The sequence below is a fragment of the Sorangium sp. So ce406 genome (genome assembly GCF_051474675.1).
Lineage (GTDB): Bacteria > Myxococcota_A > Polyangia > Polyangiales > Polyangiaceae > Sorangium > Sorangium cellulosum_G.
Window position 1 is genome coordinate 2,943,474 of record NZ_CP150340.1, and the last position, 26,156, is coordinate 2,969,629.

Below are 26,156 nucleotides of genomic sequence, written 5' to 3' on the forward strand. Positions count from 1 at the left end.
CGGACCGCTTCCAATTCGTCCAAGACCGGGTTGCCCGACGGTCGTAGACATGGGTCATGACGCAACGCTCGCTCCAGGTTGACACGAAGGTCGGCGATCCTGGGAACAAGTTCAAAGCAGCCCCGCGGGCGGCCGCACGGCCGCGCGCCACCGTCAGGGTGAACAGGGCAAGGAAGCGCTTCGCGGCCGCGGCCGCGCTGCTCGGGGGGGTCGGGCTTGCCGCACCGGCGGCCGCGCAAGGGGTCATCGGCACCGGCTCCGGGCGAGCCGGGGCCACCGTGGCCGCGGTGGTGGCGCTGATCGGCGCGGTCGTCGGTGGGCTGGCGCTGGCCCGCTCCGGCGGTCGTATCGGCACCGGCAACGGGCGTGACGGGGCCATCGTGGCCCTGGTGCTGGGCGTGATCGGCATGCTCCTCGCTGGGCTGCACCTCGCCACCTCCACCGGTGGCGTCGGCACCGGCAATGGGCGAGGCGGGGCCATCCTGGCCCTGGTGCTGGGGCTGATCGGCGTGGTCCTCGGTCGGCTGGCACTGGCCCGCTCCCCCCGCAGCGGCTGACCGGCTCCCCGTAGAGCGTCGCGCTCGCCCCGAGCTCTGCGAGGGCAGGGAAGATGGACGCCTCGGGCCCGCGCGTCGCGATCGCGTACTCGATCTGCAGGTCCACGATCGGGTGCACTTTTTCTCCTTTGCGTGGCCGTCGCCGGTGTCCACGGTTCGGGCGCTGCGCCGCCCCTTGTCGCCTGGCAAGCCACATCGGCTCGTCGATGTGGCCTCCCAGGCGACGACAGGACAGGTGACCGCGGGCTGCCCGTCGCCGCGGGCGGGCCGTCGGCGGCGCAGCGCGACGGCGAATACCTCCGCGGGCGCGTTCGCCGTCGCGCGGCGCGGCCTCCCGGCGCGCTTGGCCTGCGAGGTGCAATGCCCCTCGCCAGGCGCGGGCGACCTGTCGGGAGCGCGCAGGACGGGCCGACGATCCGCACGAAGAAACGGGCGACGACGGCTCCTGCGTTTCGGCCGCGCCCGGGTAGAGACCTGAGATTTGCCGCGCAGCGGCGAATCGATCGCGAGAGGGATGCAATATGAGGCCGGTGAACATGTTTAACAACAAGTCTTATATTTCGGCGTTGGTGTCATGCCTCCTCGCCGCGGCGTGCGCGCCGGTCGAGCTCGCTGACGAGCAGAGCGACGTCGGCGCCGAGTCGACCCAGGCCGACGAGATCGAGGAGACGGGCGACGCCTCTGCGGCGCTCTACGACGGCTCGGGAAACAATGTGCGTTTCCTGGGGGCCACCGACTGGGCCTGGCACTCGACCGTCTCGGTCAATACGGACGTGCCCGGCATCGGCGCCGTCCGGTGCACGGGCACGATCATCGGTCCTCGTCACGTGATCACGGCGGCGAGCTGCATGCCGTCGACGCGGTCGATGATCGGGTTCTTCTGGGACGGCGCGCCGGACGACGCCTTCACACCCCGCGCGAAGGTGGAGCGCGTCTTCGAGCGCGCCGGGGTCAACGCGACGACCAACTGGCAAGACCCCGGCCACGTCTCGTGGAACATCGCCGTCCTCGAGCTCGACCGGACCGTGCCCTGGCAGGTGCCCGCCTGGCTGAACAGCCGCGACCCGGCCTACGGCAGCTTGGCGTTCCAGACCGGCCTCGGGGCCCACAACGGCGACCCCTCGACCTTTGGCATCCTGGCCGAGCACGTGACCTCCGTCCGCCAGTCGGGGAGCAACTACGCCTTGAGCTGGCTCCTGACGAACGATCCCGCCTCCCCGGAAGGCACCGCGGGTACCCGCGGCGGCGACACGGGCGGCCCGCTCTACGCCTGGGGCCCCGCCTGGGGCGTCCATGCCCTGGGGAGCCTCGGCGGCTCCAACGGGCTGCCCCCGGGCCAGGCGATGACGCTCCTCGGGGTCTACTCGGGCACCAACCCCTGGGACTCCTTCGGCAACCGCGCAGGCTACACGCTCATCTCCCCGCGCAATCACGAGTTCATCATGTCGGCCATGGGCATGAAGACCCGCGACCTCATCGGCAGGCTCCGCACGGGCGAGGAGATCGCGTCCTTCGACGCGACGGGCTGGGACGACATCGCCTGCACGGACGTGTGCGCGAAGCGCCCCGAGTGCGTGGCCTCGAACCTGTTCGAAGAGCCCTCCATGCGCCGCTGGACGTGCAGCCTGCTCCGCACGATCACCGGCACGCAGGCTTTCTTCGGCAGCACATCGAGCTCGAAGACGAGCGCCTCCTGCTCCCGCGACGCGACCGGCATCTGCCGACTCTGAGCCGCGAGGCTCACCCTGCGGCTCAGCCCGAGCCCCTGCGCGCCGCGTCCTCCCCCCACCAGGGCCGGTTACAAGGCCGAATCAAGGACGCGAGCGCGCCCGAATGCCCGGTGTCGCCGCCGTTTCACAGGGCGACGATAGAGCAACGGCGCGATGCGACCGACATCGGCTGCCTGATGGCGGGAGCTTCTGCGGTGCTCTTGATGCCGTCACGCAGAGCGATCGTTCAAAGTACTCTGTGGTGGCCTGCCACGTCTGCCCGCGCGGCCCGGGCTCCCTACGGCCGGCCAGCACAGGCTTCGTCGCTGTTCCATCGGGGGCGCACCTGCCGCTCGCCGATCGCGACCGTGCCTCGCGCGTCGGTCACCACCCCCCTGATCCGGAGCGCTTGGCCGATGGCACAAGCTGGCTCGCCGAGCACGGCCGGCCATCCGATGAACTCGCACCGGCCGTCCTCGAGCTCCGTGAGCTCGATCCGCCCGCGGCTGGTCGTCGCAGAGGAGGGGTCGTCGATCACGGTCGTCGTGACCTCGAGCTCTACGCCCTCGGGCTCCAGGCCGAGCGTCCGGACGCTGGTCCACAGGTGCCAGCCGCCCTGCGCGCCGTGGGCGAGCTCGACCTCCTGGCCGTCGGCCAGCGGCTCAAACTGCCACTCGCCGGTGCCGAGCTCGACGACGCCCGGCGCCGGCGGCTCGTCCCCGCCGGCGCAGCCGGGGGCGAGCGCAAGGAGCACGACGAGACCGGCGGCGGACGTCGAGCAGGGCACGGCGGCGACTCCTACGAGCGCCGGCGGCGGCGCACGGCCAACAGCAGCCCGAGCAGCGCGCCGCCGAGGCCGCCGGCGCTGCCAGCATGGCCGCCGGCGCTGCAGCCTCCCGAGGTGGCCTCGACGGCGGGCGGCGGCACGTCGACCGGTCGGCCGCCCGGCAGCGAATCGGGCAGCTGCGGGACGCGCCCGTCGTAGAAGGACGCGGGGACGGGCTCGTCGGGAAGCACGCAGGTCGTCTCCCGGCTGCCGTCGGCGGCGATGGCGCCGACCGCCACATGACCGGTCGAACAGCGGCAGGTCGGCGTCATGTTCATGGGCACGCACTCGCCGTTCGGACCGCAATCGAACGTCGCACAGGGATCCGCGAGCGGCGGCGCGTCGGGAAGCGCCCGGTCACCCGGGTTGAGGAACGACATGCGGAGGTCCTGGCAGGTCACCGTCGGCCGACCCGACGGATCGAACGTGGTGCGCGCGGTCGTCCCCGGCACGCACGCGCAGGCGGCCACGGGCTGGGCGCCGCCTTCCACCTCGACGACGCGGCACAGGCCGCCTGCGCCGCACGCCGCGAAGTCGCACGGCGACGCGGCGGCAGACTCGCCGCCCGGAGCGTCCACGCACAGGTCGCGGCCTTCGACGTACCGCGGGAGCACGCGGACGTTCGATACCTCGGGACCGTCGGTGCGCCGGAAGATCGGGTCGACGGTCATCTCCTCGGGCGACAGGCGGGTGTAGAGCCGGGTGATGGTCGCGTTGCCCTCCAGGAGCGGCAGCAGCGCGTCGCGCGCGGCCACCTGCGCCTCGTCCGAGCTCATCGTGTTGCGGACCTGCTCGGCGATGGTGGCCGTCGGTCCGCTCATCTCCGTGACGAAGCCGCGACCGCCGGCCTCGTCGACGCCGCGCGCGACGAGCGCCGTCCAGTTCGTCTGCATCGGCCACTCGTACGGCCTCCAGACGATCTGGTCGTCGTCGATCTCGACGTCCGGCCAGTTGGCCGGCCCGTAGCGCCGGTCGCCGAGGAGCATCACGGTGATGCCCATCTCCGGCTCGGCCGCGATCGCCGTCAGCCGGATCGGGATCGACGGCGACCCCGACGGAAGCGTGAAGCGGAACGGCTGGATGTCGCTGACCTCGGCGTCCGGCTGGAGCCGCAGCGCGAGGAACTTCATCCCCTCGCTCGTATAGATGCGGATGTACGGCGCCATCGCGTCGTTGACGCGGAACCCGTTGCCACGAAGCCAGGCGACGAGCGCCTCGGGATCGGTCGACTCGATCACGGCCACGTCGTACGGCCCGACCTCTTCCCGGAGGTGCACCGTGACGCCGCCGTCATCGACGCCGCCGCCGCCCGCGGTGGGCCCCGCGCCGTCGAACACGGGGGGGTAGCAGGTCGGGCCGTCGGGCCACTGGAACTGCGGGCCCGTCGCTGCATCGAGGGCGGTGAGCGCGAGCTGCGGGAACACGGCGAGGCTGTCCGCCGCCGGCACCTCGGCGAGCGGAATCACCCAGGCGAAGTCCGGCGCCGCGCCCGCATACTGGATCTGCGTCACCATCGTGACCGACCCGTCCTGGTTCGTCGCGAACAAGATCCGCTCCGCGGTCTGGTCCACCGGCTGTCGTCCGCAAAAGAATCCGCCGCACGCCTCGGCGGGTCGCGGCGCTGTCGTCAGCGCCGCAGCCGCCACCACCGTAGCCGCCCACAGCTTGCGCATCGTCCAAAACCTCCTCGCCCGACCGACCGGGCGAACGCCCCCGGGCAAACCCAGTGCCACGATCGAAAGAGAGGCGATTCCTGGGTACAACGCCGCAGGCGACCGACCCGGGTCGGGCGCCCGCGGCTCCACCAAGCTACCTGCCGCGCACCCGCAAATGCAAGCCGACCGCTGGCCGCCACCGGCGTCCGCTCCCGGGCGACACCCCGTCGAGGAGGGGCGCGATCTGCCCCTCAGGTCTTATCCGTTCCGCTCGACATCGCCATCAAGTCGTCCACGAACCGGCGCATCAGGCGCACCAGGTCGTTGAAGTCTTCCTCACTCCACCTGGCGAGGGTAGGGGCCGCAATCCTCTGACGCGCGGCGTCCAGTGCTTCCGTCATCTGCCGCCCCTTGTCGGTGATCACCGCCTCATGGACGCGACGATCGGCCGGGCTTGGCCGACGTTCGATCAGCCCCAGGCTCTCGAGCTTCGCGACCTGGCGGCTGACGGTCGTGTAGTCGCGCCCGGCTCTCTCCGAGAGCTCGACCACGCCGATCGGCCCGTAGCGCTCGATCCCCACCAGCAGCGGAAAGAGGGCTCGATCCAGGGAGATGCCCGCCTCCGCGAGCAGCGCCTGGTCGCGCTGCGGCTGATTCATGAGCGCCACCAGATCGACCATGGCGCCGTGGAGCTCGCGGAGCTTCTTTTTTGTAGTCCGTGTATTTTGCACAAATTCTCTTGACGCTTCGCTCGGTGTAACTATATGCATAGTACACATATCTGAAACGCAGTCCAAGATAAAGCGGAGCTCGCCGTGGAATCACATTTTTCGACGGATGTCCTGATCGTTGGCGCGGGTGCTGCTGGGTTGACCCTGGCCATTGAGCTCGCCCGTCGGGGCGTCGCGTTCCGGCTCATCGAGAGGCTGGACGGGCCGTTTCCCGGCTCGCGCGGCAAGGGGATCCAGCCGCGCAGCCAGGAGGTGTTCGAGGATCTGGGCATCCTCGACCGCGTCGTCGCGGCCGGCGGCCTGTACCCGCCTCAGCGGGAGTATCGCGACGACGGAGGCTACGAGGAGTCGCAGATCATGGAGCCTCAGGACCCGACGCCCGGCGAGCCCTATCGTCTGGCGCTCCTCGTGCCCCAGTTCCTGACCGAAGCCGCGATGCGCGAGCGTCTGGCGGAGCTCGGGAGCTACCCGGAGTTCGGCCGCGAGCTGAAGCGCTTCGAGCAGGATGGCGAGGGCGTCAGCGCCCGCATCGCTGGCCCGACGGGCGAGGAGACCGTCCGCGTCCGCTATCTGGTCGGCGCGGACGGCGGCCGCAGCGTCGTGCGGCACGCGCTCGGGATCGGTTTTCCCGGCAAGACCCTGGGGGTGCGCGCCGTCGTCGCCGACGTCGTCCTGGATGGGCTCAGCAGGGCCGCCTGGCATCAGTTCAACACAACGTCGATGGAAACGCGGATGTCGCTGTGCCCGCTCGCCGGCACCGACATGTTCCAGCTGCAGGCGCCGATCCCTCTGGAGGGCGATGTCGATCTCTCCGCGGAAGGCCTCACGGGGATGGTCGCGGGCCGCACGGGCCGGGGCGACATCGTGATCCGTTCGGTCTCCTGGGCCTCGGCCTATACCATGAACGCGCGCCTCGCCGACCGTTACCGGGACGGGCGCGTCTTCCTCGCCGGCGACGCCGCGCATATCCACCCGCCGACGGGTGGGCAGGGCCTCAATACGAGCGTGCAGGACGCCTACAACCTCGGCTGGAAGCTCGCCGCCGTCCTGGGAGGCGCGCCGGAGGCGCTGCTCGCGACCTACGAGGAGGAGCGCCGGCCGATCGCCGCGGGGATGCTCGGCCTGGCGACGAAGCTGCTGGAGGCGGCAAAGCGAGGTGTCATGCGCCGCGGGCGCGAGGTGCACCAGCTCGATCTGGGATACCCGGAGTCGTCGCTGGCCATGAAAACGCCGGAGCGCGGCGGCGGCATCCTCGCCGGCGACCGAGCGCCGGACGCCCCCGTCCGCGGCGCGGCGGGGGTGCCGACACGGCTCTTCAAGCTCTTCCAGGGGCCGCACTGGACCTTGCTGGGTTACGGGCTGGACCGGCGCTCGGCCGTCAAGCCGCGCCCCGGGCTCCACATTCACGCCGTCGGGCCGCACGGCGACATCGTCGATGACGGCGGCCATCTCCGCGCTGCCTATGGCGTGTCGCCCGGCGACTGGGTGCTCGTCCGGCCGGACGGATATATCGGCGCCATCGTGTCGTCCGATCATGCATCGGCTCTGGAAGCCTACCTGGTCAGCGTCGGCCTCCCATCACAGGGATGACAAGGACCAGTTCCGCCCTCCAGGAGCCCGGCCATGAATCCGGATAGAGATTTCAACGCAAAGGCGCAAAGACGCAAAGACGCAAAATTAAGAACAAATTCATGCATTTTTGCGCCTTTGCGCCTTTGCGCCTTTGCGTTGAATCTCTCCTCTCGCGAGGCAGATCCCTGGCAAGACTTCTGACCCGCTCCCCGCTGAAAAGGGCTGCTAAATAAGGGGATCCCTCAGGGCTACTTCACCACCTCGCCCGACTTCAGATCGAGCTTCAGCTCGCGCAGGACCTCCGGGTCGGCGCAGACGACGTTGGGGTTCGAGCCCTGCACCTCCTTGCGGATGAGCGCGGAGAGCTTCTGGCCCATGTCGAAGCTCGGCACGAGCGCGGCGAAGAACCTCTGGCCGCCGTCGCGGGTCACCGCGAAGCGCGCGCTCGCGAACTCGGTGTGCCCCTTGAGGGCCTTGCGGGTGAGCGGGAAGTCGTAGTCGTCGGGGGTGATCTTGCTGAAGGTGTAGAGCACGACCAGGTTGCGCGGGCACGCCGGACCACCCGGCTTGACGAGCTGACGCTGCGACGACTTCAGCTCCGGTCCGGGCGCCTTGTCGAGCGGCACGGTCGAGCCGCCGGAGCGCTCGCCGGGCTTGCCGTGGCGCAGGAGCGCCCCGCCTGCCGCGATCCACAGGGTGCCGTCGCTCGCGGTCGCCAGGTCGTGGGCCTTGACGCCCTCGGGCAGGGGCGTGCGCTCCCACGTCTCCCCGCGGCGCGCGAACACAGCGCCGTCGCTCAGCACCCAGAGCGTCCCGTCGCCGGCGACGGCGGCGTCGGCGACGCCTGCCTCGGGCTTCGGCCCCTCGACCTCCTTCCATGTCGCGCCGTCGAAGCGCGATACGAACCCGTCGAAGATCCAGGCGTCGTTCGCCGCGCCCGTGAGGACCTGCGGCGAGGCGCTCTGGTGATCCTCGCGCTTCGCGCGATCGAGCCCGAGGATCGTCGAGGTCGTCGCGCCGGGCTGCCATAGCTCCAGCGACGGGTCGCCCGCGCAGCTCCGCCCGTAGCTGAGGACCTTGCCGTCGCCGGTCGAGCCCACCGCGACCGGGAGCACCGCCGTGCGCTGGATGGGGTGGTCCAGGCCTTCTATCAAGCACTCCTTCTTCACCGAGGGGGTGAGCTTCAGCCCGGGCTTCGGCCCCCGCACGGCCACGAACTGCGACGCGAAGAACGGCGCCATCACCGGGGCCTGCAGCGCGACCACCGAGGCCCCCATCTTCGCCAGCCCCACGAACGAGTTCCCGTGCTTCTCGTGGCGCTGCTGCCAGCCCCGCGGCCCCAGGGTCCAGAGCTCGGCGATGCCGGTCCGCCCCGTGTCCCCGGTGGCGATGACGTCGATGGAGTCGGGCCAGCGCCCCACCACGCCGGCCACGTGGCGGGCGCCGGACGGCAGCCGCAGCGACTTCTGGACCTCGATCGTGCCGTCCGGCAGCAGCACGCCGAGCGGGTAGCCCCACCAGCCGTCGGCCTCGTCCTGGGCGCTGACGCCGCTGGCGAGGAGCATCGCGCCCTCGATGGGCAAGAGGCGCACCTCATCGAAGGGCGCGCGGGCCACCGGGATGAACGGCGAGGCCGGCGCCGCCTGCGCGGAGGCCCCGGGCGCGGGCTGCGCCTCCTGGGCGGCGTCGCCGGACGGCGCCGGCGCGTCGCCGGACGGGCGCGCGCCCGCGCCCGCCGGATCCGGCGGCGGCGCGGAGCCGCAGCCCGCGAGGATCATCCACAGCACGCCCGCGCCCATCGATCTTCCGCGCATCGCTATTCGGCCTCCTCCGCTCGTTTCCTCGTCGCTCGCCCGCAAGCCGCCGCGCTCACGGCGCGAGCCTCCCGGACGCCACCGTGATCTCGCCCTCCACGAGAGCGTCGCGCTCGTCCACGCCCTCGGGGTGCGCGACCCGCTGGTACGCGACCCGCCAGGCGATCTCCCGGCCCTCTCCGGCGGGCCCCACCTCGAGCGGCACCGTCACCGGCGCCGCGTGCACGCGGTCGTCGGCGGTGAGGTGCCGCCCGACCTGGCCCGGCCTGATCGCGAAGTGGCGCGCGAGGAATCGGTCCGTCTGTCCCAGCACCATGTCGTCGGGCCCCAGCGCCTCGGCGCTGATCTCCAGGCGCCGGAAGAGGTCCCCGGTCGGGAACGCGTGCCCCGCGTTCGCGGGCGCGAGGGTGATCTCCACCGCCGTGGCCGAGGTGCGCCGGGCCGACACCGAGACCGCGCTGCGGACGAAGGCCGGGTCGCGCGATCCCACGAAGGCGTGGCTGCGCCGGCCCGCCGCGCCCGCGGGCATGTGGCAGTCGGCGCAGGGCCGGTCCGCGGCCGGCGAGCGCCGGTGCTCGGTGAGGGTCGACTGCATGAGGTGCTCGGGCCTGCGGCTGCCGCGCGCCGCGGGGAAGGAGAACTCGTGGCAGGAGGCGCAGGCGGCCGCGCCGGCGAAGCGGGCGTCGCGCACGACGGGGTGCGGCGCGGCGGGCGGCGGCCCGGGCCGGGTCCAGGGCGCGGCGAGCACGCCGGCCGAGGCGTCGGCGGACGAGGCGGCGGTGACGTGGCAGGTCACGCAGCCGACGCCGAGGGCGCCCACGGCCTCGGGCTCGGGCTCCGCCGGCACGGCCTCCGGCGCGTGGCAGCCGCGGCAGAAGGGCATGGGCTCGATGGCGAACGCCCGGCGGTAGGCCGGCTCGGTGTCGGCGCTGCGGTGCAGCGAGGCGCGCCACTCCCGCGCGACCTCGTCGTGGCAGCCCTCGCAGGCGCGGTTCGCGGCCACGGCCGCGTCGAGGCGGCCCCGCGCCGGCGCGGGCAGCGCCGGGCGCAGCGCAGCCGCCGCGCCGGGCGCTGCCGCGGCCTGCGGGGCGGGCGGCGCGCCGGCGCGATCCGGCGCGGCGGCGCACGCGCCCCCGGGCGCGAGCAGCAGACCCACGAGCAGCCAGGCACCCCGCACGCGACCTCTGCGCCGCGTACATCGAGCGCGGCGCCTCGAGGTGCTCAGAGGCCGGCGCGCCGCACGGCGACGCCGACGCCGGCGGTGCTCCAGCAGCCGCCCATCGTCCAGGAGATGGTTGTGTTGGAGTTGGCCACGAGGTAGCCGGCCAGCGCGACCATGGTCGCCGGCTCGGTCAGGCGCCGGTTCATGGTGGAGGTCGCCGCGCCGGGGCTGATGGTGGGGCTGGCGTTGGCGTTGCGCGCCGCCATCACCGTGTACACGAACGACCCGCTCGCGCTGAAGTTGGTGCTGACCCCTCGGATCGCCGTGGCGCCGCAGTCCGTCGCGCTGGTGTGGATGCCGGTCGTGGTGGTGCTCGCGAACGGGTTCGCCTGGTGCACGCCCTTCAGCTCCACCACGTTGGCGAAGTACACGCCCCAGGTGTTCGAGTTCGCCATCTGCACCACCACGGGCTGGTTGCCGGCGCCGGCCGGAAGCTGGCTGTCCAGGAGGTAATAGATGTGCGCCGCGGCGTTGCTCTCGCCCGGCACCCGCTGCGTGTTGAAGAGCGTCATCGGCGTGCCGTCGTAGGTGACGCTCACCGGCACGAGCGAGTTCTCGGAGGCGACGACCCCGACAAGGACCATGCGATCGTGGTCCCGCGGCGTCTGCAGCGCGTGGGTCACGTTGATGAGGGGCGCCGAGTCCCCGATGGTGCTCAAGGTGCCGGTCGTGCCCGAGTTGACGACGACGATGTCCGGCGTGACGACGCAGTTGCCGTTCGAGCAGATGGACCTCGTCCCCGAGCACACGTGGCCGCAGTCGCCGCAGTTGCTGGCGGTGCCGAGCTGGGTTGTGCAGCCGGCGCTGGGAGCGCCGCAAGCCTTCCAGCCCGGGTCGCAGGTGGGCACGCAGGTGCCGGCCGTGCAGGCGGTGGCGCTCGCGTGCGCCAGGAGGCACCGGGTGTTGCAAGCGCCGCACGCGTTGATGTCGCTGGAGGTGTCCTTCTCGCAGCCGTTCATCGCGTTGCCGTCGCAGTCGCGCCACAGGCCGCTGCACACGGGGCTGCAGCCCGACGCGCTGCAGTTGTTGCTGACGACGTGGGCGCTGGCCCCGCTCTGGCACACGAGGTTGCAGCCGAGGCAGTTGCTCTCGTCGTTCCACAGGTCGATGTTGCAGCCGTTCTTCGGTACGCCGCAGTCGTCGTACTGCGCGGTCGTGCACACCGGGTTGCAGGTGCCGTCGATGCACTGGTTGCTGGTGGTGTGGAGGGTGTTGCACTGCGTGCTGCAGTCGCCGCAGTGCCCCTCGTCGGTCCTGACGTTGGCCTCGCAGCCGTCGGTCAGCGAGCTGTTGCAGTTGGCGTAGTCCGCCCGGCACCCGGCGAAGCTGCAGGCGCCGGCCTGGCAGGTGGCGGTGGCGTTCGCGTAGATGGTGTTGCAGTCGACGCCGCCGGCGGCCGCGCAGGCGCCGCAGTGGGTCTGGTTGACGTTGATGTTCGTCTCGCAGCCGTTGTCCGGATTGCCGTCGCAGTCGCCCATCCCGCTGTTGCAGGTCCTCACCTTGCAGTCGCCGGCCTCGCACTTGGGGGTGCCGCCGGCGATGGTGCAGGCCTCTCCGCAGCCGCCGCAGTGGCTGAGGCTCGTGTCCGTGCTTGTCTCGCAGCCGTCGGCGTAGCCGCCGCCGCAGTCGGCGAAGCCCGGCGCGCAGGTGTCGATGGCGCAGCCGGTGGCCGTGCATTTGCCGGTGCCGTTGGCGACCGTGCACAGGCCGCCGCACGTGCCGCAGTTCTCCGGATCCGCGGCGAGGTCCACCTCGCAGCCGTCCTCGGGGTCGCCGTTGCAGTCGCCCCTGCCGGCCGGGCAAACCGTCTCGCCGCACACGCCGTTGCGGCACCAGGGCCTGCCGCCCTCCGTGGGCGTGCACGCCATGCCGCACCCGCCGCAGTGCAGCACGTCGCGGGTGGTCGCCCTCTCGCAGCCGTCGTCGATGGCGCCGTTGCAGTCGGTGTAGCCCTCGTCGCACTCGATCTTGCACTCCGACTGCTCGCAGTACGCGTCGCCGTTCGCGGCCGGGCACAGCGTGTCGCACCCGCCGCAGTGGCTCGAGTCGGTCGAGGTGTTCACCTCGCAGCCGTTCTCGGGATCACCGTCGCAGTCGGCGTAAGGCGCCTCGCACGCCTCGACCCTGCAGGCGCCGCCCTGGCACTCGGCCGTCGCGTGCGGCAGCGCGCACTTCTGGCCGCAGCCGCCGCAGTTGTCCACGTCGGTGCGCACGTTCACCTCGCACTCACCCTCGGCCAGACGATCGCAGTTGGCGAAGCCATCCGAGCAGGTGGGGCCGCACACCTCGCCGATGCAATCGTCGCTCAGGCAGTCCCTGCTCGATCGGCACGTCTCGCCGTCCTCGCAGAGCTTGCACTCGGCGCCGCAGTCCACGTCGCTCTCGCCGCCGTTGGTCACGCCGTCGGTGCAGGTCGCCCCGACGCACAGGCCCTCTCGGCACACGCGGCTCTCGCAGTCGCTGGGAAGGTTGCAAGTCTCGTCGGTCGCGCACTTCTTGTCGCAGCTGCCGCCGCAATCGACGTCCGACTCCGAGCCGTCGCGGGCGCCGTTCATGCAACCCGCTTCCTGGCAAAGGCCGTCGATGCACTCGCCCTCGGCGCAGTCGCGGCTCGCGGCGCAGGCGGAGCCGAGCGGGCAAGGCTCGCACTCGCCGCCGCAGTTCAGGCCCGTCTCGCCGTCGGACTGCACGTCGTCGGTACAGTGCGCCGGCAGGCCGGCCGGCGCGAACTCGAAGTCCGGCACGCTGCACGAAACGGCGGAGATCCCCGCCGTCAGCACGGCGGCCGAGAACGCGCGGAGCAGCGCGAAGCAACGTAGAAGGGTCGGGGTCGACATCCAACGACAAAAGTACCATTCTCCGGCGGATTTCGCGGCCATAAATCGAGCCAGCGCCAGGATCCGCGCGCGGAGCTCTGCCGGCACGCTCGCACCTCCGACGACGCGGCGCGGCGTCGCGCGGCGCGAACGCCGCGTTGACAGCGGCGGAGAAGGCAAGTCACTATGGCAAGCTCACGATGGCAAGCGTCGTATGAGGAATTTTCTACGAATGTTCCGCGTCGCAGCGCTGAGGAATTTTCCACGAATGTTCCGCGCCGCAGTGGCGAGGAATTTTCCACGAATGTTCCCTGTCGCAGCGGTGCTGCTGCTGCTGCTGGAGGCGCCCGCGCTCGCTCAGGACGGCGACGAGCTCAAGCGAGCTCGCGCGCAGTTCCAGCAGGCGACCGAGCTCGAGCAGGCGGGTAACTGGGCCGCGGCCCTGCAGCGGTTCCGCGAGGTCGGCCAGGTACGGATGACCCCGCAGGTCCGCTTCCACATCGCCGTCTGCGAGGAGAATCTGGGGCGGCTCGTGGCCGCGCTCGGCGGCTACGAGCTTGCGCTCGCGGAGGCCGACGCCGTCGGGTCCGATTTTCGTGCCGAGGTCGAGCAGGCGATCGGCCGGCTGCGGGCCCGGATCCCGAAGCTCGTCATCGTGCGCGGCAAAGGGGCGGGCTCTGCGGCCATGGAGCTCGACGGCGTCGCCCTCGGCGGTACGTCCATCGGCGTCGAGGTGCCGCTCGATCCCGGGCCTCACGCGCTCACCGCCAAGGCTCCCAATCACAAGCTGTTTCAAGAGACGGTGGAGCTGAAGGAGGGGGGGGTGACGCGCGTCGAGGTGACGCTCGAAGCGTTGCCGCAAGAGCTGCTGATCCAGGCGGGCGCCTTGCAGGAGAAGCCGCCGTCCAAGGTGGTGCCGTACGTCATCGGGGGCGTCGGCGCCGCGAGCCTGATCGGCTCCGGGGTGTTGTTCGTGCTCCGCCAGGGAGCGCTCAAGGATCTGGAAGACGCCTGCGGTCCTGGCGGCAAGTCGTGCCCGGCCTCCATGGAGTCGCGCTACGACGACCTCAAGTTCTATCACTACGGCGCGCAGGTGGCGCTCGGCGTCGGCGTCGCCGCGGTCGGCACGGCGACCGCGATCTTGCTCCTTCAGCGGAAGAAGCCCAAAGAGCCCGAGAAGATCTCGCTCGAGCTCGCGCCCATCGTGGGCGGCTCCGAGATGGGCGCGAGCCTCTCGGGAGCGTTCTGAGGGGGTCGAGCTAGAACCCCGGATCCTGCTTCCACGACCTGGACGGCGCGGGGGTTGGCGCCGGGCTCGGCGGCTTGATCTGCTCGGCGGGCTTGTTCTGACGGCGGGGCCCGCTCGGCTGTGACACCGGGCGCGGGGCCGTCACCGGCGCTGCGCTGGCCGAGGCGGAGGCCGACGGCGCGACCGGGGGGGCGCCGTCGGCGTCCGCCTCGGCCGCAGGGGGCGCCTCCGCCTCGGGAGGCGCTGACGCCTGCGTGCTGGGGAGCGCCGGCGCCGGGGCGGCGGGCGCTGCGACGGAAGGAAGATCGGCTGGTGCGTCGGCGCTTCGGAGCTGCAGGAAGGCGAGCACGCCGGCGGCGACGAGACCGGCGATCACGACGGCGGGGAGCACGCGGCTGTTGGAGCGCGCGAACGGAGGGATCTCGATGTCGGGCGTGCTCGTTGCGGTCTCACCCGAGGCCGCGCGGCGGATGTCGACGGTGTGGAAGGCGCTCACCGTCGAGTGACTCGTGCCGGTCACGTCGGAGATGCCGAGGTTGCTGCTCACCGGACTGCGGTCGGCGCGCTCCAGCGCCTCGGTGAGGGCCGCGCGCGTTTGCTGCTGCTGGTCCTCGAACAGCTCGCGGATGAAGTTCGCGACGTCCTCGTCGGTGGCGCGCTGGCTGGGCGGCAGCGCCCTGTCGAGCGCGCGCATCAGGTCCTTGGCCGTGTCGTAGCGCTGGTCGCGCTCTTTCTCGAGCGCGCGCAGCAGCACGGCCTCGAGCAACGGCGGGTAGCCGGGCTGGAACGTGTGCGGCGCCACCACCGGGTCCGGTGACGAGATGGCGAACAGCGTCGCGCCCTCGGATTCCCTGCGGAACGGGTGGACGCCGGTGGTGAGCACGTAGAGCAGGATGCCCATCGCGAACACGTCGACGCGCCGGTCGATCGCGTCGCCGCGCACCGCCTCCGGCGCCGTGTAGCTCACCTTGCCCTTGAGCTGGCCGGCCCGCGTCGTGCTGTCGTTGAACGCGGTGGCCTTGGCCACGCCGAAGTCCACCACCTTGGCCATGCCGTCGTACGTGACCAGGATGTTCTGCGGGGAGATGTCGCGGTGCACCAGGCCGACGAGCTTGCCGCTCGCGTCCTTGAGCTCGTGCGCGGCGTGCAGGCCGGCGCAGGCCTGCACCACGATGCGCACGGCGATCGGGATGGGGATGCCGTTCTGCCGCTTCGAGGCCTTCATCACCTGGCTGAGCGGAACGCCGTCGATCCACTCCATCGCCAGGAACAGCACGCCGTCCTGCTCGCCGAGATCGAGGATCTCGACGGCGTGCGGGTGGCGGATCTGGGACGCGAGCGACGCCTCCAGGAGGAACATGCGCTCGAACTGGTCGTCCTCGGAGAGCTGCGGCAGCATCGTCTTGACGGCGACGATCTTCTGGAAGCCGCGCGTCCCCTTCAGCCGCGCCGCCCACACCATGGCCATGCCGCCTGCCGCGATCGGCAGCAGCAGCTCGTAACGGCCCAGCACGGACCCGGGACCGAGCTCGGCCGGGGCGCTGGGTAAGGCATTCGGCGCAGGATTCACGCTACTCGCAAGGTTTACTATGTTCGGTGACTGTACGAGTGTGCGGGGAAACCAAGCAAGAGCCTAGCGACAAGAAACACGGCGGAGACAATCTGCTTTGTCGCACCGGCGCTCCTGTTTCCTTACATTTGCCGGCAGCCAGCGGCGGCGCTGTGCGGGTGGGCAGCCGCCGCTCGGCGGGCTGTGCCGTGGAGGCGCGCCGTCGGATGCATGGAGTGATTGTAGATACAGCGTCGTTTTTCATGAGGGCCGGATCGCGTGGAAGAATGTTCTGTCAACGGCTATCTGACCAACCGCACCACGATGAATTCGCGCTGCCCGCCGACAGGTCCGAAGCCGAAGTCACCGGGACCGTCGAGCTGGCCGGCGAGGTAGACGGAGCGCTCTCCTCCGACCGTTCTCCTCTTCACCGGTCGCTCGCGTGACCCTCCCATCGCTCGCGACCGTCACGAGCGCGGCCGCGAGGACCCAGCTCGCGGACGGCCCGCGCTGACGCCCACGCCCGTCGCCACCGCGCCCCCCGATGACCGATGCCACCATGAACCGAACCTATCACGGATACCCGAGCGTCTCCTACGCTCCGCACGCAGACGCCCAGTCGAGAAAAACTGCCGCTCCGGCAGAACCTTCGGCGCTCACCTTGGCGACATAAGGGATCTCCTTATTGGCAGTCCTTTTCAGCAGGAAAATTGAACAGGGAGGCATGGAGACAGGGAGTGTTTATAGATTTTCCCTCCCCGTCTCCCCGCCTCCCTGTTCAATTTTCCGAAGAGGTTGAGGTGATGCCTCGGCACGGCGGCCGCTCAAGCCTCGAGGGCGTCGTGCTCGCCCGGGCTGTGGATCCCGACGGGATTTCGGCGGCGTCAAGCACCAGCTGCGGGACCTGCTCTGGGTTGACAGGACACCCTTCCATGCGATCCGGCCCGCCTGGAAAAGCGACGTTATGTCAATGATGTACCCATGCGTCGAAGGGGCCGCCTTCACCCCACAGCCTGGCTCTGCGCACGTCGGTATGGCGCTTCGCCGAGGTGCGGCCCCGGGTGGCCGATAGGCTCCGACCTGCAATCGGCAGGAGAGGGGTATGCAGGTCAAGATCGTGGCTATCGACCTCGAGATTCCGGCTCGTATCAAGGGCCGTGCGCTCGCCGTTGGCATTCCGCTGGCCATCCTCGCGGGCGCCGGGGCCGTGTCCTGATCCGGCGGCTTCGGTTGTCCAATCGACTGAGGGGTGGGCGGAGAGGAAGAAGGAGAGATTCACAGGGAGGCGGGGAGGCGAGAGATGGGAGCTGTCGTTCAAACCATCTGGCTCGGCGCCGACTGCTCGGGGCGGCGTCGATGCGAGGCGGCTCGTGGTGCCGGCGTGGTCGTCTTCGATGCGAAATCAGGAGATCCGGACGGCCTCCGCGCCGAGCGGGACGCTGGCGCCCGCCCGCACCCATGAGCCCGGGGGTGCATTCCGGGGGCTCATGCCCACATCGACCCACCGCGTGCGCGTTCGTCGCCTCTGCCTCGCCCTCGTCCTCGCCGCGCTCGCCGGCGCCAACCTCGGCGGGTGCTCGTCGCGGTGGCCGTCCGCCGGGTCCGCGCGCGGCCATGACGTTGCGGACGCCACGTTCCCGTGATGTCTTTCCCCCAGGAACCCATGGCCGAACCCGGACGATGCTAGCCCAGACTGGTGGCGTCGCGGCGGCGGCGCGCGAACCCACCAGCCACGGGAAGGCCCACCTCGGCAAGGCCGTGCTGATCACGACGGCCGTGCTCTGGCTGCTCGACTGGGTCAGCACCAGCAAGTTCGACGCCCGGGAAGCACTGGGGATCGCGGCGTGGGTGTCGGCGGTTCTCGGCGCGCTCACGGTGGTGGCGCACAGACTCGACACGCAACGCATGCCGGTCTGGCGGCAGCTGCTTGCCCTCGCGCTGACGGCCGGCATCGCCAGTTCGCTGACCCACCTTGCCGTCCTCCTGCTCGTCTTGGCGCTGCCCGAGTCCTTCGCCGAAGTCCCGCGACAGACGTTTTGGGCCACCGCCGTCGTCGGTTTCTTCGACGGTGACGCGCTGTTCGGCTTCTGGGCCCTGCTCGTCGAGCTGCCGCGCCGGATCGGCGCCGAGCGAAGGCTGGAGCAGGAGCGACACGCGCTCCGCCAGGAGGCCGAGCTCGCGCGCATCCGCGCCGCGCTCGAACCCCATTTCGTGCTGAACACCCTCAACACGATCGCAGGCCTCGTGACCGAAGAGCCGCGCGAAGCCCGCAACCTCATCGCGACGCTCGGGGACCTGCTGCGGGACGCCATGCAGGAGTCGCGACGGCACCGTCACACGGTGCGCGACGAAGTGAGCTGGCTCCGGGGCTTCGCTCGGATCCTGGAGTCCCGGCACGTCGGGCGGCTCGCGTTCGAGTGGGACGTGGACCGCTCGGCGGAGGACTGCGTCCTTCCGGCATTGCTGCTGCAGCCGCTGCTGGAGAACGCGGTTCATCACGGCGCGCTCCGTCGGCCGGACCGCGGCCGTGTCGCCCTGCGGATAGCCCACGACGCGGACCGCTTGCGCTGCATCGTCGAGGATGACGGGCCAGGCTTCGACCCGGGCTCCGCCCGCCCCGGGGGGCGGGGGCTAGACCTGGTGCGGCGCCGCATCGCCCTCGAATCCGCCCACGCTTCGCTGTGGGTCGACGCGAAGCCCGGCCGGACACGCGTCGAGATCGTGTTGCCAAAGAGGACCGCATGAAGCCCCTGTCCGCTCTGATCATCGAAGACGAATGGCCGGCTCGCAACTTCCTGGTAGAGCTGCTGCGCGACACGGGAAGCTTCGGGGACATCGCCGCGGTGACGAGCATCGAGGATGCCCGAGAGGTGCTCGAGCGCCCTGAGCTCGGCATCGAGGTCGCGTTCGTCGACGTCCGCCTCGTCGATCGGCCCGGGGATCGCTCGGGGCTCGACTTCGCCCGGTCGCTCGCCGGCATGGCGAGCCCCCCGGCGGTGGTGCTCGCCACCGCCTCGGCGCAGTATGCGCTCGACGGGTTCGAGCTGGGCGTCGTCGACTATCTCCTGAAGCCGTTCACGCTCGATCGCATCACCACGTGCGCGGCACGGCTGCTCGAGCGGCGCCGGCCGCCGACCCATGGCGCCGCGCGGCGGCGCCTTGTCGCCCGGAAGAGCAACAGCCTGGTCTTCCTGGACCTCGATGGCATGCTGGCATTTCAGACAGTAGATCGCCTCACCTACGTCCACCACGTCGAGGGTGTATTCTCGATGGACCTCTCCCTCAACGCGCTCGGGGCAGCCCTGGGCAGCCGCGTTCTACGCGTGCACCGCAACTGGCTCATCGCCCCCGCGCACGCGCAGGGGCTGAGCCGGCTCGCGGGAGAGCTGATCGTCGAAGTCGGCCCCACGCTCCGCGTCCCCGTGTCGCGCGATCGGGCGCGGGAGGTCCGGCAGCGGTTGCTGGAGAACACCGTGGGCATTCGTCAGCCAGGCTGAGCTCGCCCTATCTCGACGAGAGAACGAATCTGGCCAGCTCGCCCCCAAATTGCTCGATATCGAACGCCTCGTTCGCGTTCGTCCCGAGGATCACGCGGCTGTTCGCCTCCGGGCAGTCCACCGCGTATCCCCCGAAGCCGTAGTCACTGCCCCCGGCATAGCCGTAAACCGTCTTGCCCTCGAAGGTTCCGCCCGAAAGGTACAGCGTCCGGTAGGCGTCGAGCGCCGCCGGGTCCAGCACGTCCCCGCCCCAGACGGCGACCAGCCAGCGCTGCAGATCGGAGACCGTCGTGACCAGCCCGCCGTTGCCGACCAGCGACCACGTGTACGGCCACGCGGCCGGGTCGTTGCTCCCGAACGTCGAGTCACCGTACCCGATGGCGGTGTCGACCCGTTCCCACACCGGGTCGCCGAAGAAGCCGCTGTGTTGCATCCCGGCCGGCGTCAGGAGCTCGTCGCGCACGTACTCGGTGAACCCTCGCCCTGAGACGGTCTCGACGACGTCGGCCAGCAACGTATAGCCCGAATTCGAGTAATCGACCTTGCTTCCCGGCTCGAACCGCAGCTCCTGCGCGAAGATCCGCTGGCGGGCTTCGAGGCGCGCCATGGGCTCGAAGTCTCCCTCGGTGTCGTGGTACTCGTCGAACCCGGCGCTGTGCTGGACGACTTGCAGGACGGTGATCTCGGCTTTGTCGGCCGGCACGTCGTCGAAGAGGGTCGCGAGCGGGTCCGTCACGCTGAGCTTGCCCTCGCCTTCGAGCTGGAAGATGGCCGCCGCCGTGAGGTCCTTCATGACGGAGCCGAAATCGTATGCCGTGTCGGCGACGTCGGGCACGCCACTGTCTCGGTCCGCGAGGCCGTAGCCGCGCGCCAGCACCGTGACCCCGTCCACCGTGACCAGCACCGATCCGGAGAACCCGGCCATCGCCGCGGCATCGAGGCGGCGATCCAGCTCGTTGCGGAGGTCGTCAGGCGCGTCCGGCGTACCGGAGCTCGACCCGCATGCGGTGTTCAGAACCATCAGCGCGGTGAGGGCAACTACCATCGACGGAGGATCTCGTCTTGTACGGGACGTCATGGGACACCCACGTTGCCAGACGGGGTGGCGAGATCGAGCGATGGATGACCAGGCCGGGGTTTTGCCCGACGAGCGGCGGGTTCTCCGGTACGAGGCGCGGGGCGGTGCCGGCGGAGCGCACGGTCTCTCTTCGGGCTCGCCGGTTGAGGGGCCCTCCGTCAACCCTCCGTCACGGGACGCTCGTCGGGTCGGCCGGGTCGCTGCCCGCGTCCCGCTCGTCCCCGTCGCGGAAGCCGTCGCCGTCGCGATCGATGCCGATCCGCTCCCCCGATCCGGGCGGCACGCACGTGTACGTCAGCTCGCCGCGGTGCCCCCCGGGGAGCTGACGGAGCTCGGTGTCCCACCGCCGCGGCTCGCGCACACGGTCGGGCTCGAACCGGCCATTCCCGGTGTAGAGAAAGCCCAGCTCCTCGCCGTGCGACCAGCCCTTCACCACGAGATCGCAGTCGCCGGCGTTGGCGCGCGCGATGAGCAGCGCGATGCGCGGACTGGCCACCGCCGCGTTCGATGACGTGAGCGTGATCTGCTGGCCGACGATCGGCTTCAGGTTCGATTCCAGCGCGAGCATGTACGCTGCCACCTGGTGCTTCAGCAGGTCCCCCTCGGGGCCGATGGGGAAGCCGCCGGGGTTCTCCGGGATCTGGACGAAATCGGAGAACGAGTTGAAGCGGAAGAGCGTATCGACCCCGCCGTCGTGGAGGAAACCGAAGCCGCGGACCTGGTCGCCCATGTGCGCGTTGGAGCCGCCGAACGGGAACACGAACGACTCCGCCATGCCGAACATCCCGATCTTCTGGTACTGATTGCGCAGGTGCGGGACCTTGAAGACCTGGGACTCGTTGGCGTTGGCCGATCCGCCGTCGCTGCCGAAGAAGCCAGGCGCGAAGTCGTCCGGGTTGGCGTCGGGGTCGACGTCGTGGCACCCGATGCACGACTCGCCGAGGATGCTCGAGACAGGCCCCCCGAAGAAGTCGCGCCCCGCGCGCTGATCGGGCGTGAGCGAGTCGTCGAGCGCCCGGATGGGGTTGGGCGGATAGGTGACCTGGAGGATGAAGTCCGTGAAGGCCTCCATGTCCTCCTCCGAGATCGGCTCGTCGCGCCCCAGCAGATCGACGAACGACGCCCGGAACTTCTGGAACGCCGCCCGCTCGTCGAACACCCCGCTGTCCGGCTGCGAGGTGGGCGCGTCATGACCGCCGGTGCGGTCGCCGCGCCAGTGCATCGGCCCGTGGTTGGCCATGCCGCGCAGGCTCTGCGTCGTCATTGGCCCCTTCATCGGATGGAGGGTCGGGTCCTGGCCGAAGAGATCGGTGCAGAACGGCCCCGGGTTCACCAGCGCTGTGCCGTCCGGGTTCCCTAGATCCCACGCGAGGCTGTCGAAGTCGCCGAAGATATGGCAGCTCGCGCACGACGAGTCGCCGTGGCTCGAGCTCAGCGACGCGTCATAGAGGAAGCGGCGCCCCCGGACGACGCTCGGAGGCTCGGGGTTGTGCATCGGCACGTGCGTGACCTCGCGGCGCGTCCGCGTGTTGATGACCGAGATCGCGTTGTCGAAGCGCGTGAGCACGTAGAGCCGCTGCCTGTCCTCGTCGAGCACGAGGCCGGTCGGGCCGCCCCCGGGGACGTGGATCTGGCTCGCGGCGCTGGGCACGAACGTGCCCTTCTCGAGCTGCCGGGTGTCGAAGACGCCGATCTTGTCCGAGCCGAGCGCCGCGACATACAGGGTCGCGCCGTCGCGCGTCACGGCCATCCCCGTCGGCTGCGCGAGGCTCTTCGCGCTCTCGCCGTTCGAGACCGGCGCGCAGCAGGCGTCGTAGTCGATATGCTTGTTGAGGTGCCTCGGGACGACGCCGCCCGGGCCGAGGACGGTGATCCGGCTCTCGTGCAGGTGGCCCCGCACGCTGTGGCCGGCGAAGAGGCCCGGCCCCTCGAAGCGCTCCTCGTTGCGGGCGTCGGTGTTGGACACATAGACCTTCCCGCTCACCGGGTTCACGACCATGTTGAACAGGATCGTCCCCACGCCCGTGAAGAAGCCGCGCGGCCCGTCCACCTGGCGCGGCGGATTGGCGAGCGCGTCGATCACGAAGACGTCCTTGTCGGGCAGCGAGAAGCGCACCGCGCTGTCCCAGTCACGACCGAGCTCGTCGACCCAGTGGGCCCCGTCGAACTTGAGAATGAGCCCGACCTCCGGCTGGGGAATGCCCTCGAAATTGGTGGTGGGCCAGGGCAATCCGCCCTCGGCCTCGCCGCCGTTCGGCACGAGGCTCTCGTCGATGCTGGTCGTGCGGTTCCCCGAGTGGAAGGCGGCGGCATAGACGCGGCTGCCGTCCGGCGTCACCGCGAGCGCGCGCGGCGTATCGCTGAAGAGCGTCACGATGGAGAGCGGCGTACCGCCGAGCGACGTCCCGAGGTGGTCGGCGTCGAACACCCAGACGTCCGCGCGCCCGACGCCGGGCGTCGTGAGCTGCGGATCGAAGGGGATGTTCTGCCCGCGGTGGGCCGTGGTGATGAAGGCGCGCGAGCGCCCCCGCCCGGCGAACACGATGTCGCGCGGCTCGTCGCCGACGAGCAGCGTGCGAACGACGCGCGCCTTCTCCTCGTCTCGAACATCGACGACGCTCACGCTGTCGGACAGGTGGTTCACCACCCAGACTTCGTCGTCACCGCGGGCGGCCACGGCGACGGGCTCGAGGCCCACGGGCACAGACGCCTTGAGCCGCAGACGATCCGCCTGGACGCGGAAGATCTCCAGCCGGTTGTCGGGCGTGTTCACCGCGAAGAGCAGCTTGCCGTCCCTCGACAGGGCCATGGGGCGGACCTGGCCCGATTCGAAGGTCGTGAACGGCGTGGCGGCCGCCGCAGGGAGAGCGGCAGCGAGAAGAGCGGCTGTAGCACCGGTGCATACAGCCAGGATGCGGCGCAGGCAGCATGCGGGCAGCATTTTTTGAACGTACGTGAAGTGAAGTTTTTCACAATGAAAAAGGCGCGCTTACGTAGCGCCGCTCACGGGGCGCCGCTGTCGAGGTGCCGGCCGACGAATTCTTCAATGGCTTCCAGCCGGAAGTCCCTGGCGAGCTTGCGCAGGTGCCTGGTGAACGGCGCGTTCCCGGGGCTCGCCTGATCGAGCCTGTCGGCGTATTTCTGGATCTGGTTGACGAGCCCCCTGTGCGCGAGGTCGCGCAAGGCCCTGAGATCCTCGACGGGAGGCGGGGGGATGTCCGCGGGGTCGACCGCCGGGGGCACCCCCGGGTCGGGCCTGGGCGCCGCCTCCTCGCGCGCGCCGTCCTGCCGCTCGTGGATCCACGCCAGCGAGAGGTGTCGCTGTACCTTCTCGAGGAGCTCATCCATCTGCAGCGGCTTGGGGATGAAGTCGTTGGCGCCTGCTTCCAGGCTCTTGTCCTGGTCGGTGATGAAGGCGCTGGCGGACGACGCGATGACGATCGCCCCCGCGCGCTCTGGCATCTTCCGGATGCGGCGCATCATCTCCCAGCCGTCGAGCACGGGCATTGCGATGTCGGTGATGATCAAGTCGAACGCCTCGTTCGCGATCCTGTCCAGGCCCTCCTGGCCGTCGCTCGCCTCCGTCACCGCGAACCCGAGGGGCTCCAGCATGTTGACGATCACGGCGCGGTTCTCGCGCTTGTCGTCCACCACGAGGAGCCTCCGCCGCGCGCCCTCGTAGCCGGCGATACGACCCTGCTCGGTGAGCCTCGCCTTGTCGATCCAGTTCGGCGCCTCGGCGAGCGTCAGGTCCATCCAGAAGACGCTGCCCTTGTCGAGCTCGCTCCTGACCTGGATGGAGCTGCCCATCAGCGCGACGATCCGCTGGCTGATGGCCAGCCCGAGCCCGGTGCCCTCGCTGTGACGCTTCTTGTCGCCGACCTGCTTGAAGGGCAGGAATATCTGGTCGAGGTGCTCGGCGCTGATCCCGCTGCCCGTGTCCTCGATCTCGAAGCGAATCGTGCGCTTCCCGGTCCGCGATTCTCGGCCCGCGCCGTCGTCCGGGAGGCCCTCGCGCGCGCCGTCCTGCACCTCCACGACCGTGAAGGTGACGCGGCCCCGCTCGGTGAACTTGATGGCGTTGCCGAGCAGGTTGAGCAGGACCTGGCGCATGCGCCGCTGGTCGACGCGCACGCCCGCGGGCAGCGAGGGGCCGGGCTTGTAGACGAACTCGATCCCCTTCTGCTCCGCGCGGACCCGGCAGATCTCGACCGTCGCGCGCAGGAACGACGCAAAGTCGAAATCGTTGGGGTGGAGCTCCATCGTCCGCGACTCGATCTTCGCCAGATCGAGGACGTCGTTGATGAGGGTCAGCAGGTGGGCGCCGGACTCGGCGATGACGTCGACGCCGCGCTGGTCCTGCTCACCGAGGCGCGTGGAGCGCCTCAGGATCTGGGCGTACCCGAGGATGCCGTTCAGCGGCGTCCGCAGCTCGTGGCTCATGTTGGCGAGGAAGTCGCTCTTCGCCCGGTTGGCCGCGTCCGCGGCGATCGTGGCCTCCTTGAGCTCGGCGGTGCGCTGCTCGACGCGCTGCTCGAGCTCCTCGTTCGTCTTCTCCAGGGCGGCGAACGACGCGCGGAGCTGCTGCGCCATGGCGTTGAGCGCGTCGCCGATGTGCACGAACTCCCGGGTGCCCGACGCCTCGAAGCGCTGATCGAGATCGCCGCCCCGGATGCGCTCCGCCGCCGTGACCAGCTTCCGCACGGAAGGCAAGGTCACGCGCATGATCACGAGCACGGGCAGCGCCACGATCGCCAGGATCGAGACCGCCGCGATCAGCCAGTAGTTCCAGTACAGCCCCTTCACCGACGAGAGGAGCGCCGCGCGGGGCACGTCGGTGAGGAGATACCAGTCCGGCGCCGCGAGGCGCGCCGCCACGATCACGCGCTGATCGTTGCCGCCGACCACGCGCGCCGGGCCGGCGCCCGCGCCCTTCGCCGTCTCGAAGGCGCGCTTCAGCTCCGCGTCGCCCACGGAGTCGACCGTCAGCGTCCCTTTGCTGTCGTGGATCTCGCGCTGGTGCACGCTCGACACGAGCAGCGTTCCATCGCCCCTCACGAGGGCGTTCTCCGTTCCCGGGTAGAGCGAGAGCTCCCGGAAGCTCGCCATCACCGCGTCGACCGTGACGTCGTGCCCGGCGCTGCCCGCGAACACCCCGCGGCGGAAGAACGGCGCCACGACGCTCACCATCCACTCGCGCGCCGCCGGGTCGTAGCTCGTCGGCGTCCAGCGCGGCTTCCCCTCGGGGTTGTTCGCCGGGAGCACGAGCGTCATCCACTCGGAGTTGACGAAATCGACGGTCGTGTCGACCTGGTCGATGTAGTTCGTGTAGCTGGGCCAGTACATCACGAGCCCGTTCCGGCTGGGGATGATCCATGTATTGATGGGCTCACCCGGCGCTCCCGCCGAGTACAGCTCGGTCACGCGCTTCGCCTCCAGCAGGAAGAGCTTCTCCCTGTCGTCGAGCGGGTAGCCCGCCGGCAGCCAGACGACGGCGTCTCGACCGACCGTGAAGCCCTCCTTGCGCGACACCATCCCGCCGTCGCGCGCGGGCCCGACCAGGGCGTCGAACCGCTCCGGGGAGCCCGCGGGGTCTTCCTCGAGCGCCATGGTGAGGATGCGGCCGTACCGGGCGACGCTCGCCTCCGCCTCGATCAGGCGGTCGTTCATGCGGCGGGTCCACTCGTCGTGCGTGCGCGTGTGGACCCCGAGCTCGTTCGTGAGGATCGCGCGCTCGATGGCCCACGCGGCGATCCAGAGCCCCGGGCCCACGAAGACGAGCAGCGCGAAGACGAGCGGCCCTGCGACCCAGAAGGACAAGCTTGGTGCTGCGCGAAGCCGTGCCCCGTCCCGCCCCGCCCGTTCGGTCATATGCAGGCCA

17 protein-coding genes and 1 pseudogene are annotated in these 26,156 nt (G+C 70.4%); 7 read left to right on the forward strand and 11 right to left on the reverse strand.

Going from position 1 to position 26,156, the window contains the following annotated elements:
* The first annotated feature begins 56 nt into the window (after positions 1 to 56).
* On the forward strand, positions 57 to 557 hold the full coding sequence (locus WME96_RS11070) for a DUF6223 family protein (protein WP_437290114.1): 501 nt from the start codon (positions 57 to 59) through the stop codon (positions 555 to 557).
* A 7-nt stretch (positions 558 to 564) separates the two neighbouring features.
* Here WME96_RS11070 and WME96_RS11075 read toward each other — a convergent pair.
* Positions 565 to 690: pseudogene (locus WME96_RS11075) on the reverse strand (aldo/keto reductase); the annotation flags it as partial.
* A gap of 436 nt (positions 691 to 1,126) precedes the next feature.
* Between WME96_RS11075 and WME96_RS11080 the strand changes: the two are divergent.
* Positions 1,127 to 2,287 carry a trypsin-like serine protease gene (locus WME96_RS11080; RefSeq protein ID WP_437292302.1) on the forward strand — a complete coding sequence of 387 codons (1,161 nt, stop codon included), beginning with the start codon at positions 1,127 to 1,129 and terminating at the stop codon, positions 2,285 to 2,287.
* Between the two features lie 277 nt (positions 2,288 to 2,564).
* On the opposite strand, the gene WME96_RS11085 is transcribed toward WME96_RS11080, so the two are convergent.
* The 3 genes from WME96_RS11085 to WME96_RS11095 form a co-directional block, all read right to left on the reverse strand.
* The gene (locus tag WME96_RS11085) at positions 2,565 to 3,053 is read right to left on the reverse strand and encodes a hypothetical protein (RefSeq protein ID WP_437290115.1); all 489 of its coding nucleotides are present in this window, start codon (positions 3,051 to 3,053) and stop codon (positions 2,565 to 2,567) included.
* Between the two features lie 11 nt (positions 3,054 to 3,064).
* Positions 3,065 to 4,765, reverse strand: coding sequence for a DUF2330 domain-containing protein (locus tag WME96_RS11090; protein WP_437290116.1), 1,701 nt, complete (start codon positions 4,763 to 4,765; stop codon positions 3,065 to 3,067).
* Between the two features lie 233 nt (positions 4,766 to 4,998).
* The gene (locus WME96_RS11095; RefSeq protein ID WP_437290117.1) at positions 4,999 to 5,517 is read right to left on the reverse strand and encodes a MarR family winged helix-turn-helix transcriptional regulator; all 519 of its coding nucleotides are present in this window, start codon (positions 5,515 to 5,517) and stop codon (positions 4,999 to 5,001) included.
* Between the two features lie 45 nt (positions 5,518 to 5,562).
* Here WME96_RS11095 and WME96_RS11100 point away from each other — a divergent pair, with 45 nt between their 5' ends.
* A complete protein-coding gene (locus WME96_RS11100) occupies positions 5,563 to 7,068 on the forward strand; it encodes an FAD-dependent oxidoreductase (protein WP_437290118.1) in 1,506 nt (501 codons plus the stop codon).
* Positions 7,069 to 7,298: 230 nt separating this feature from the next.
* On the opposite strand, the gene WME96_RS11105 is transcribed toward WME96_RS11100, so the two are convergent.
* From WME96_RS11105 to WME96_RS11115, 3 genes are read right to left on the reverse strand one after another with little or no spacing between them, the layout of a single operon-like run.
* The gene (locus WME96_RS11105) at positions 7,299 to 8,864 is read right to left on the reverse strand and encodes a WD40/YVTN/BNR-like repeat-containing protein (protein WP_437290119.1); all 1,566 of its coding nucleotides are present in this window, start codon (positions 8,862 to 8,864) and stop codon (positions 7,299 to 7,301) included.
* Positions 8,865 to 8,919: 55 nt separating this feature from the next.
* Entirely contained in the window at positions 8,920 to 10,041 is a 1,122-nt protein-coding gene (locus WME96_RS11110; protein ID WP_437290120.1) for a multiheme c-type cytochrome, read from the reverse strand.
* Between the two features lie 44 nt (positions 10,042 to 10,085).
* Positions 10,086 to 12,923: a hypothetical protein gene (locus tag WME96_RS11115; protein ID WP_437290121.1), complete on the reverse strand. Its 2,838-nt coding sequence runs from the start codon at positions 12,921 to 12,923 to the stop codon at positions 10,086 to 10,088.
* 283 nt (positions 12,924 to 13,206) lie between these two features.
* Between WME96_RS11115 and WME96_RS11120 the strand changes: the two genes are divergently transcribed.
* Positions 13,207 to 14,151 (forward strand): PEGA domain-containing protein, encoded by a 945-nt coding sequence (locus tag WME96_RS11120; protein ID WP_437290122.1) that lies wholly within the window; start codon positions 13,207 to 13,209, stop codon positions 14,149 to 14,151.
* A gap of 10 nt (positions 14,152 to 14,161) precedes the next feature.
* On the opposite strand, the gene WME96_RS11125 is transcribed toward WME96_RS11120, so the two are convergent.
* On the reverse strand, positions 14,162 to 15,664 hold the full coding sequence (locus WME96_RS11125; RefSeq protein WP_437290123.1) for a serine/threonine protein kinase: 1,503 nt from the start codon (positions 15,662 to 15,664) through the stop codon (positions 14,162 to 14,164).
* A gap of 1,523 nt (positions 15,665 to 17,187) precedes the next feature.
* On the opposite strand from WME96_RS11125, the gene WME96_RS11130 reads away from it, so the two are divergent.
* Genes WME96_RS11130 through WME96_RS11140 form a run of 3 tightly spaced genes read left to right on the forward strand, consistent with a single transcriptional unit; the run spans position 17,188 to position 19,197 of the window.
* A complete protein-coding gene (locus WME96_RS11130) occupies positions 17,188 to 17,343 on the forward strand; it encodes a hypothetical protein (protein ID WP_437290124.1) in 156 nt (51 codons plus the stop codon).
* A gap of 37 nt (positions 17,344 to 17,380) precedes the next feature.
* Positions 17,381 to 18,445, forward strand: a complete 1,065-nt coding sequence (locus WME96_RS11135) for a sensor histidine kinase (protein ID WP_437290125.1) — start codon at positions 17,381 to 17,383, stop codon at positions 18,443 to 18,445.
* Positions 18,442 to 19,197 (forward strand): LytR/AlgR family response regulator transcription factor, encoded by a 756-nt coding sequence (locus WME96_RS11140; protein ID WP_437290126.1) that lies wholly within the window; start codon positions 18,442 to 18,444, stop codon positions 19,195 to 19,197. The genes WME96_RS11135 and WME96_RS11140 overlap by 4 nt, the downstream gene beginning before the upstream one ends.
* A 7-nt stretch (positions 19,198 to 19,204) precedes the next feature.
* Here the strand turns inward: WME96_RS11140 and WME96_RS11145 are convergent, their stop codons facing one another.
* The 3 genes from WME96_RS11145 to WME96_RS11155 form a co-directional block, all read right to left on the reverse strand.
* Positions 19,205 to 20,242 (reverse strand): serine hydrolase domain-containing protein, encoded by a 1,038-nt coding sequence (locus WME96_RS11145; protein WP_437290127.1) that lies wholly within the window; start codon positions 20,240 to 20,242, stop codon positions 19,205 to 19,207.
* 202 nt (positions 20,243 to 20,444) lie between these two features.
* On the reverse strand, positions 20,445 to 23,216 hold the full coding sequence (locus WME96_RS11150) for a beta-propeller fold lactonase family protein (RefSeq protein WP_437290128.1): 2,772 nt from the start codon (positions 23,214 to 23,216) through the stop codon (positions 20,445 to 20,447).
* Positions 23,217 to 23,278: 62 nt separating this feature from the next.
* Positions 23,279 to 26,095 carry a response regulator gene (locus tag WME96_RS11155; protein ID WP_437290129.1) on the reverse strand — a complete coding sequence of 939 codons (2,817 nt, stop codon included), beginning with the start codon at positions 26,093 to 26,095 and terminating at the stop codon, positions 23,279 to 23,281.
* Between the last annotated feature and the right edge of the window lie 61 nt (positions 26,096 to 26,156).

Excerpts from the sequence above, each read along its gene's own strand:
- WME96_RS11070 (WP_437290114.1), top strand. The coding sequence starts at position 57 with ATGACGCAACGCTCGCTCCAGGTTGACACGAAGGTCGGCGATCCTGGG.
- WME96_RS11090 (WP_437290116.1), bottom strand. The coding sequence starts at position 4,765 with ATGCGCAAGCTGTGGGCGGCTACGGTGGTGGCGGCTGCGGCGCTGACG.
- WME96_RS11095 (WP_437290117.1), bottom strand. The coding sequence starts at position 5,517 with ATGCATATAGTTACACCGAGCGAAGCGTCAAGAGAATTTGTGCAAAAT.
- WME96_RS11105 (WP_437290119.1), bottom strand. The coding sequence starts at position 8,864 with ATGCGCGGAAGATCGATGGGCGCGGGCGTGCTGTGGATGATCCTCGCG.
- WME96_RS11115 (WP_437290121.1), bottom strand. The coding sequence starts at position 12,923 with ATGTCGACCCCGACCCTTCTACGTTGCTTCGCGCTGCTCCGCGCGTTC.
- WME96_RS11120 (WP_437290122.1), top strand. The coding sequence starts at position 13,207 with ATGTTCCCTGTCGCAGCGGTGCTGCTGCTGCTGCTGGAGGCGCCCGCG.
- WME96_RS11130 (WP_437290124.1), top strand. The coding sequence starts at position 17,188 with ATGCCCACATCGACCCACCGCGTGCGCGTTCGTCGCCTCTGCCTCGCC.
- WME96_RS11135 (WP_437290125.1), top strand. The coding sequence starts at position 17,381 with ATGCTAGCCCAGACTGGTGGCGTCGCGGCGGCGGCGCGCGAACCCACC.
- WME96_RS11140 (WP_437290126.1), top strand. The coding sequence starts at position 18,442 with ATGAAGCCCCTGTCCGCTCTGATCATCGAAGACGAATGGCCGGCTCGC.
- WME96_RS11145 (WP_437290127.1), bottom strand. The coding sequence starts at position 20,242 with ATGGTAGTTGCCCTCACCGCGCTGATGGTTCTGAACACCGCATGCGGG.
- WME96_RS11150 (WP_437290128.1), bottom strand. The coding sequence starts at position 23,216 with ATGCTGCCCGCATGCTGCCTGCGCCGCATCCTGGCTGTATGCACCGGT.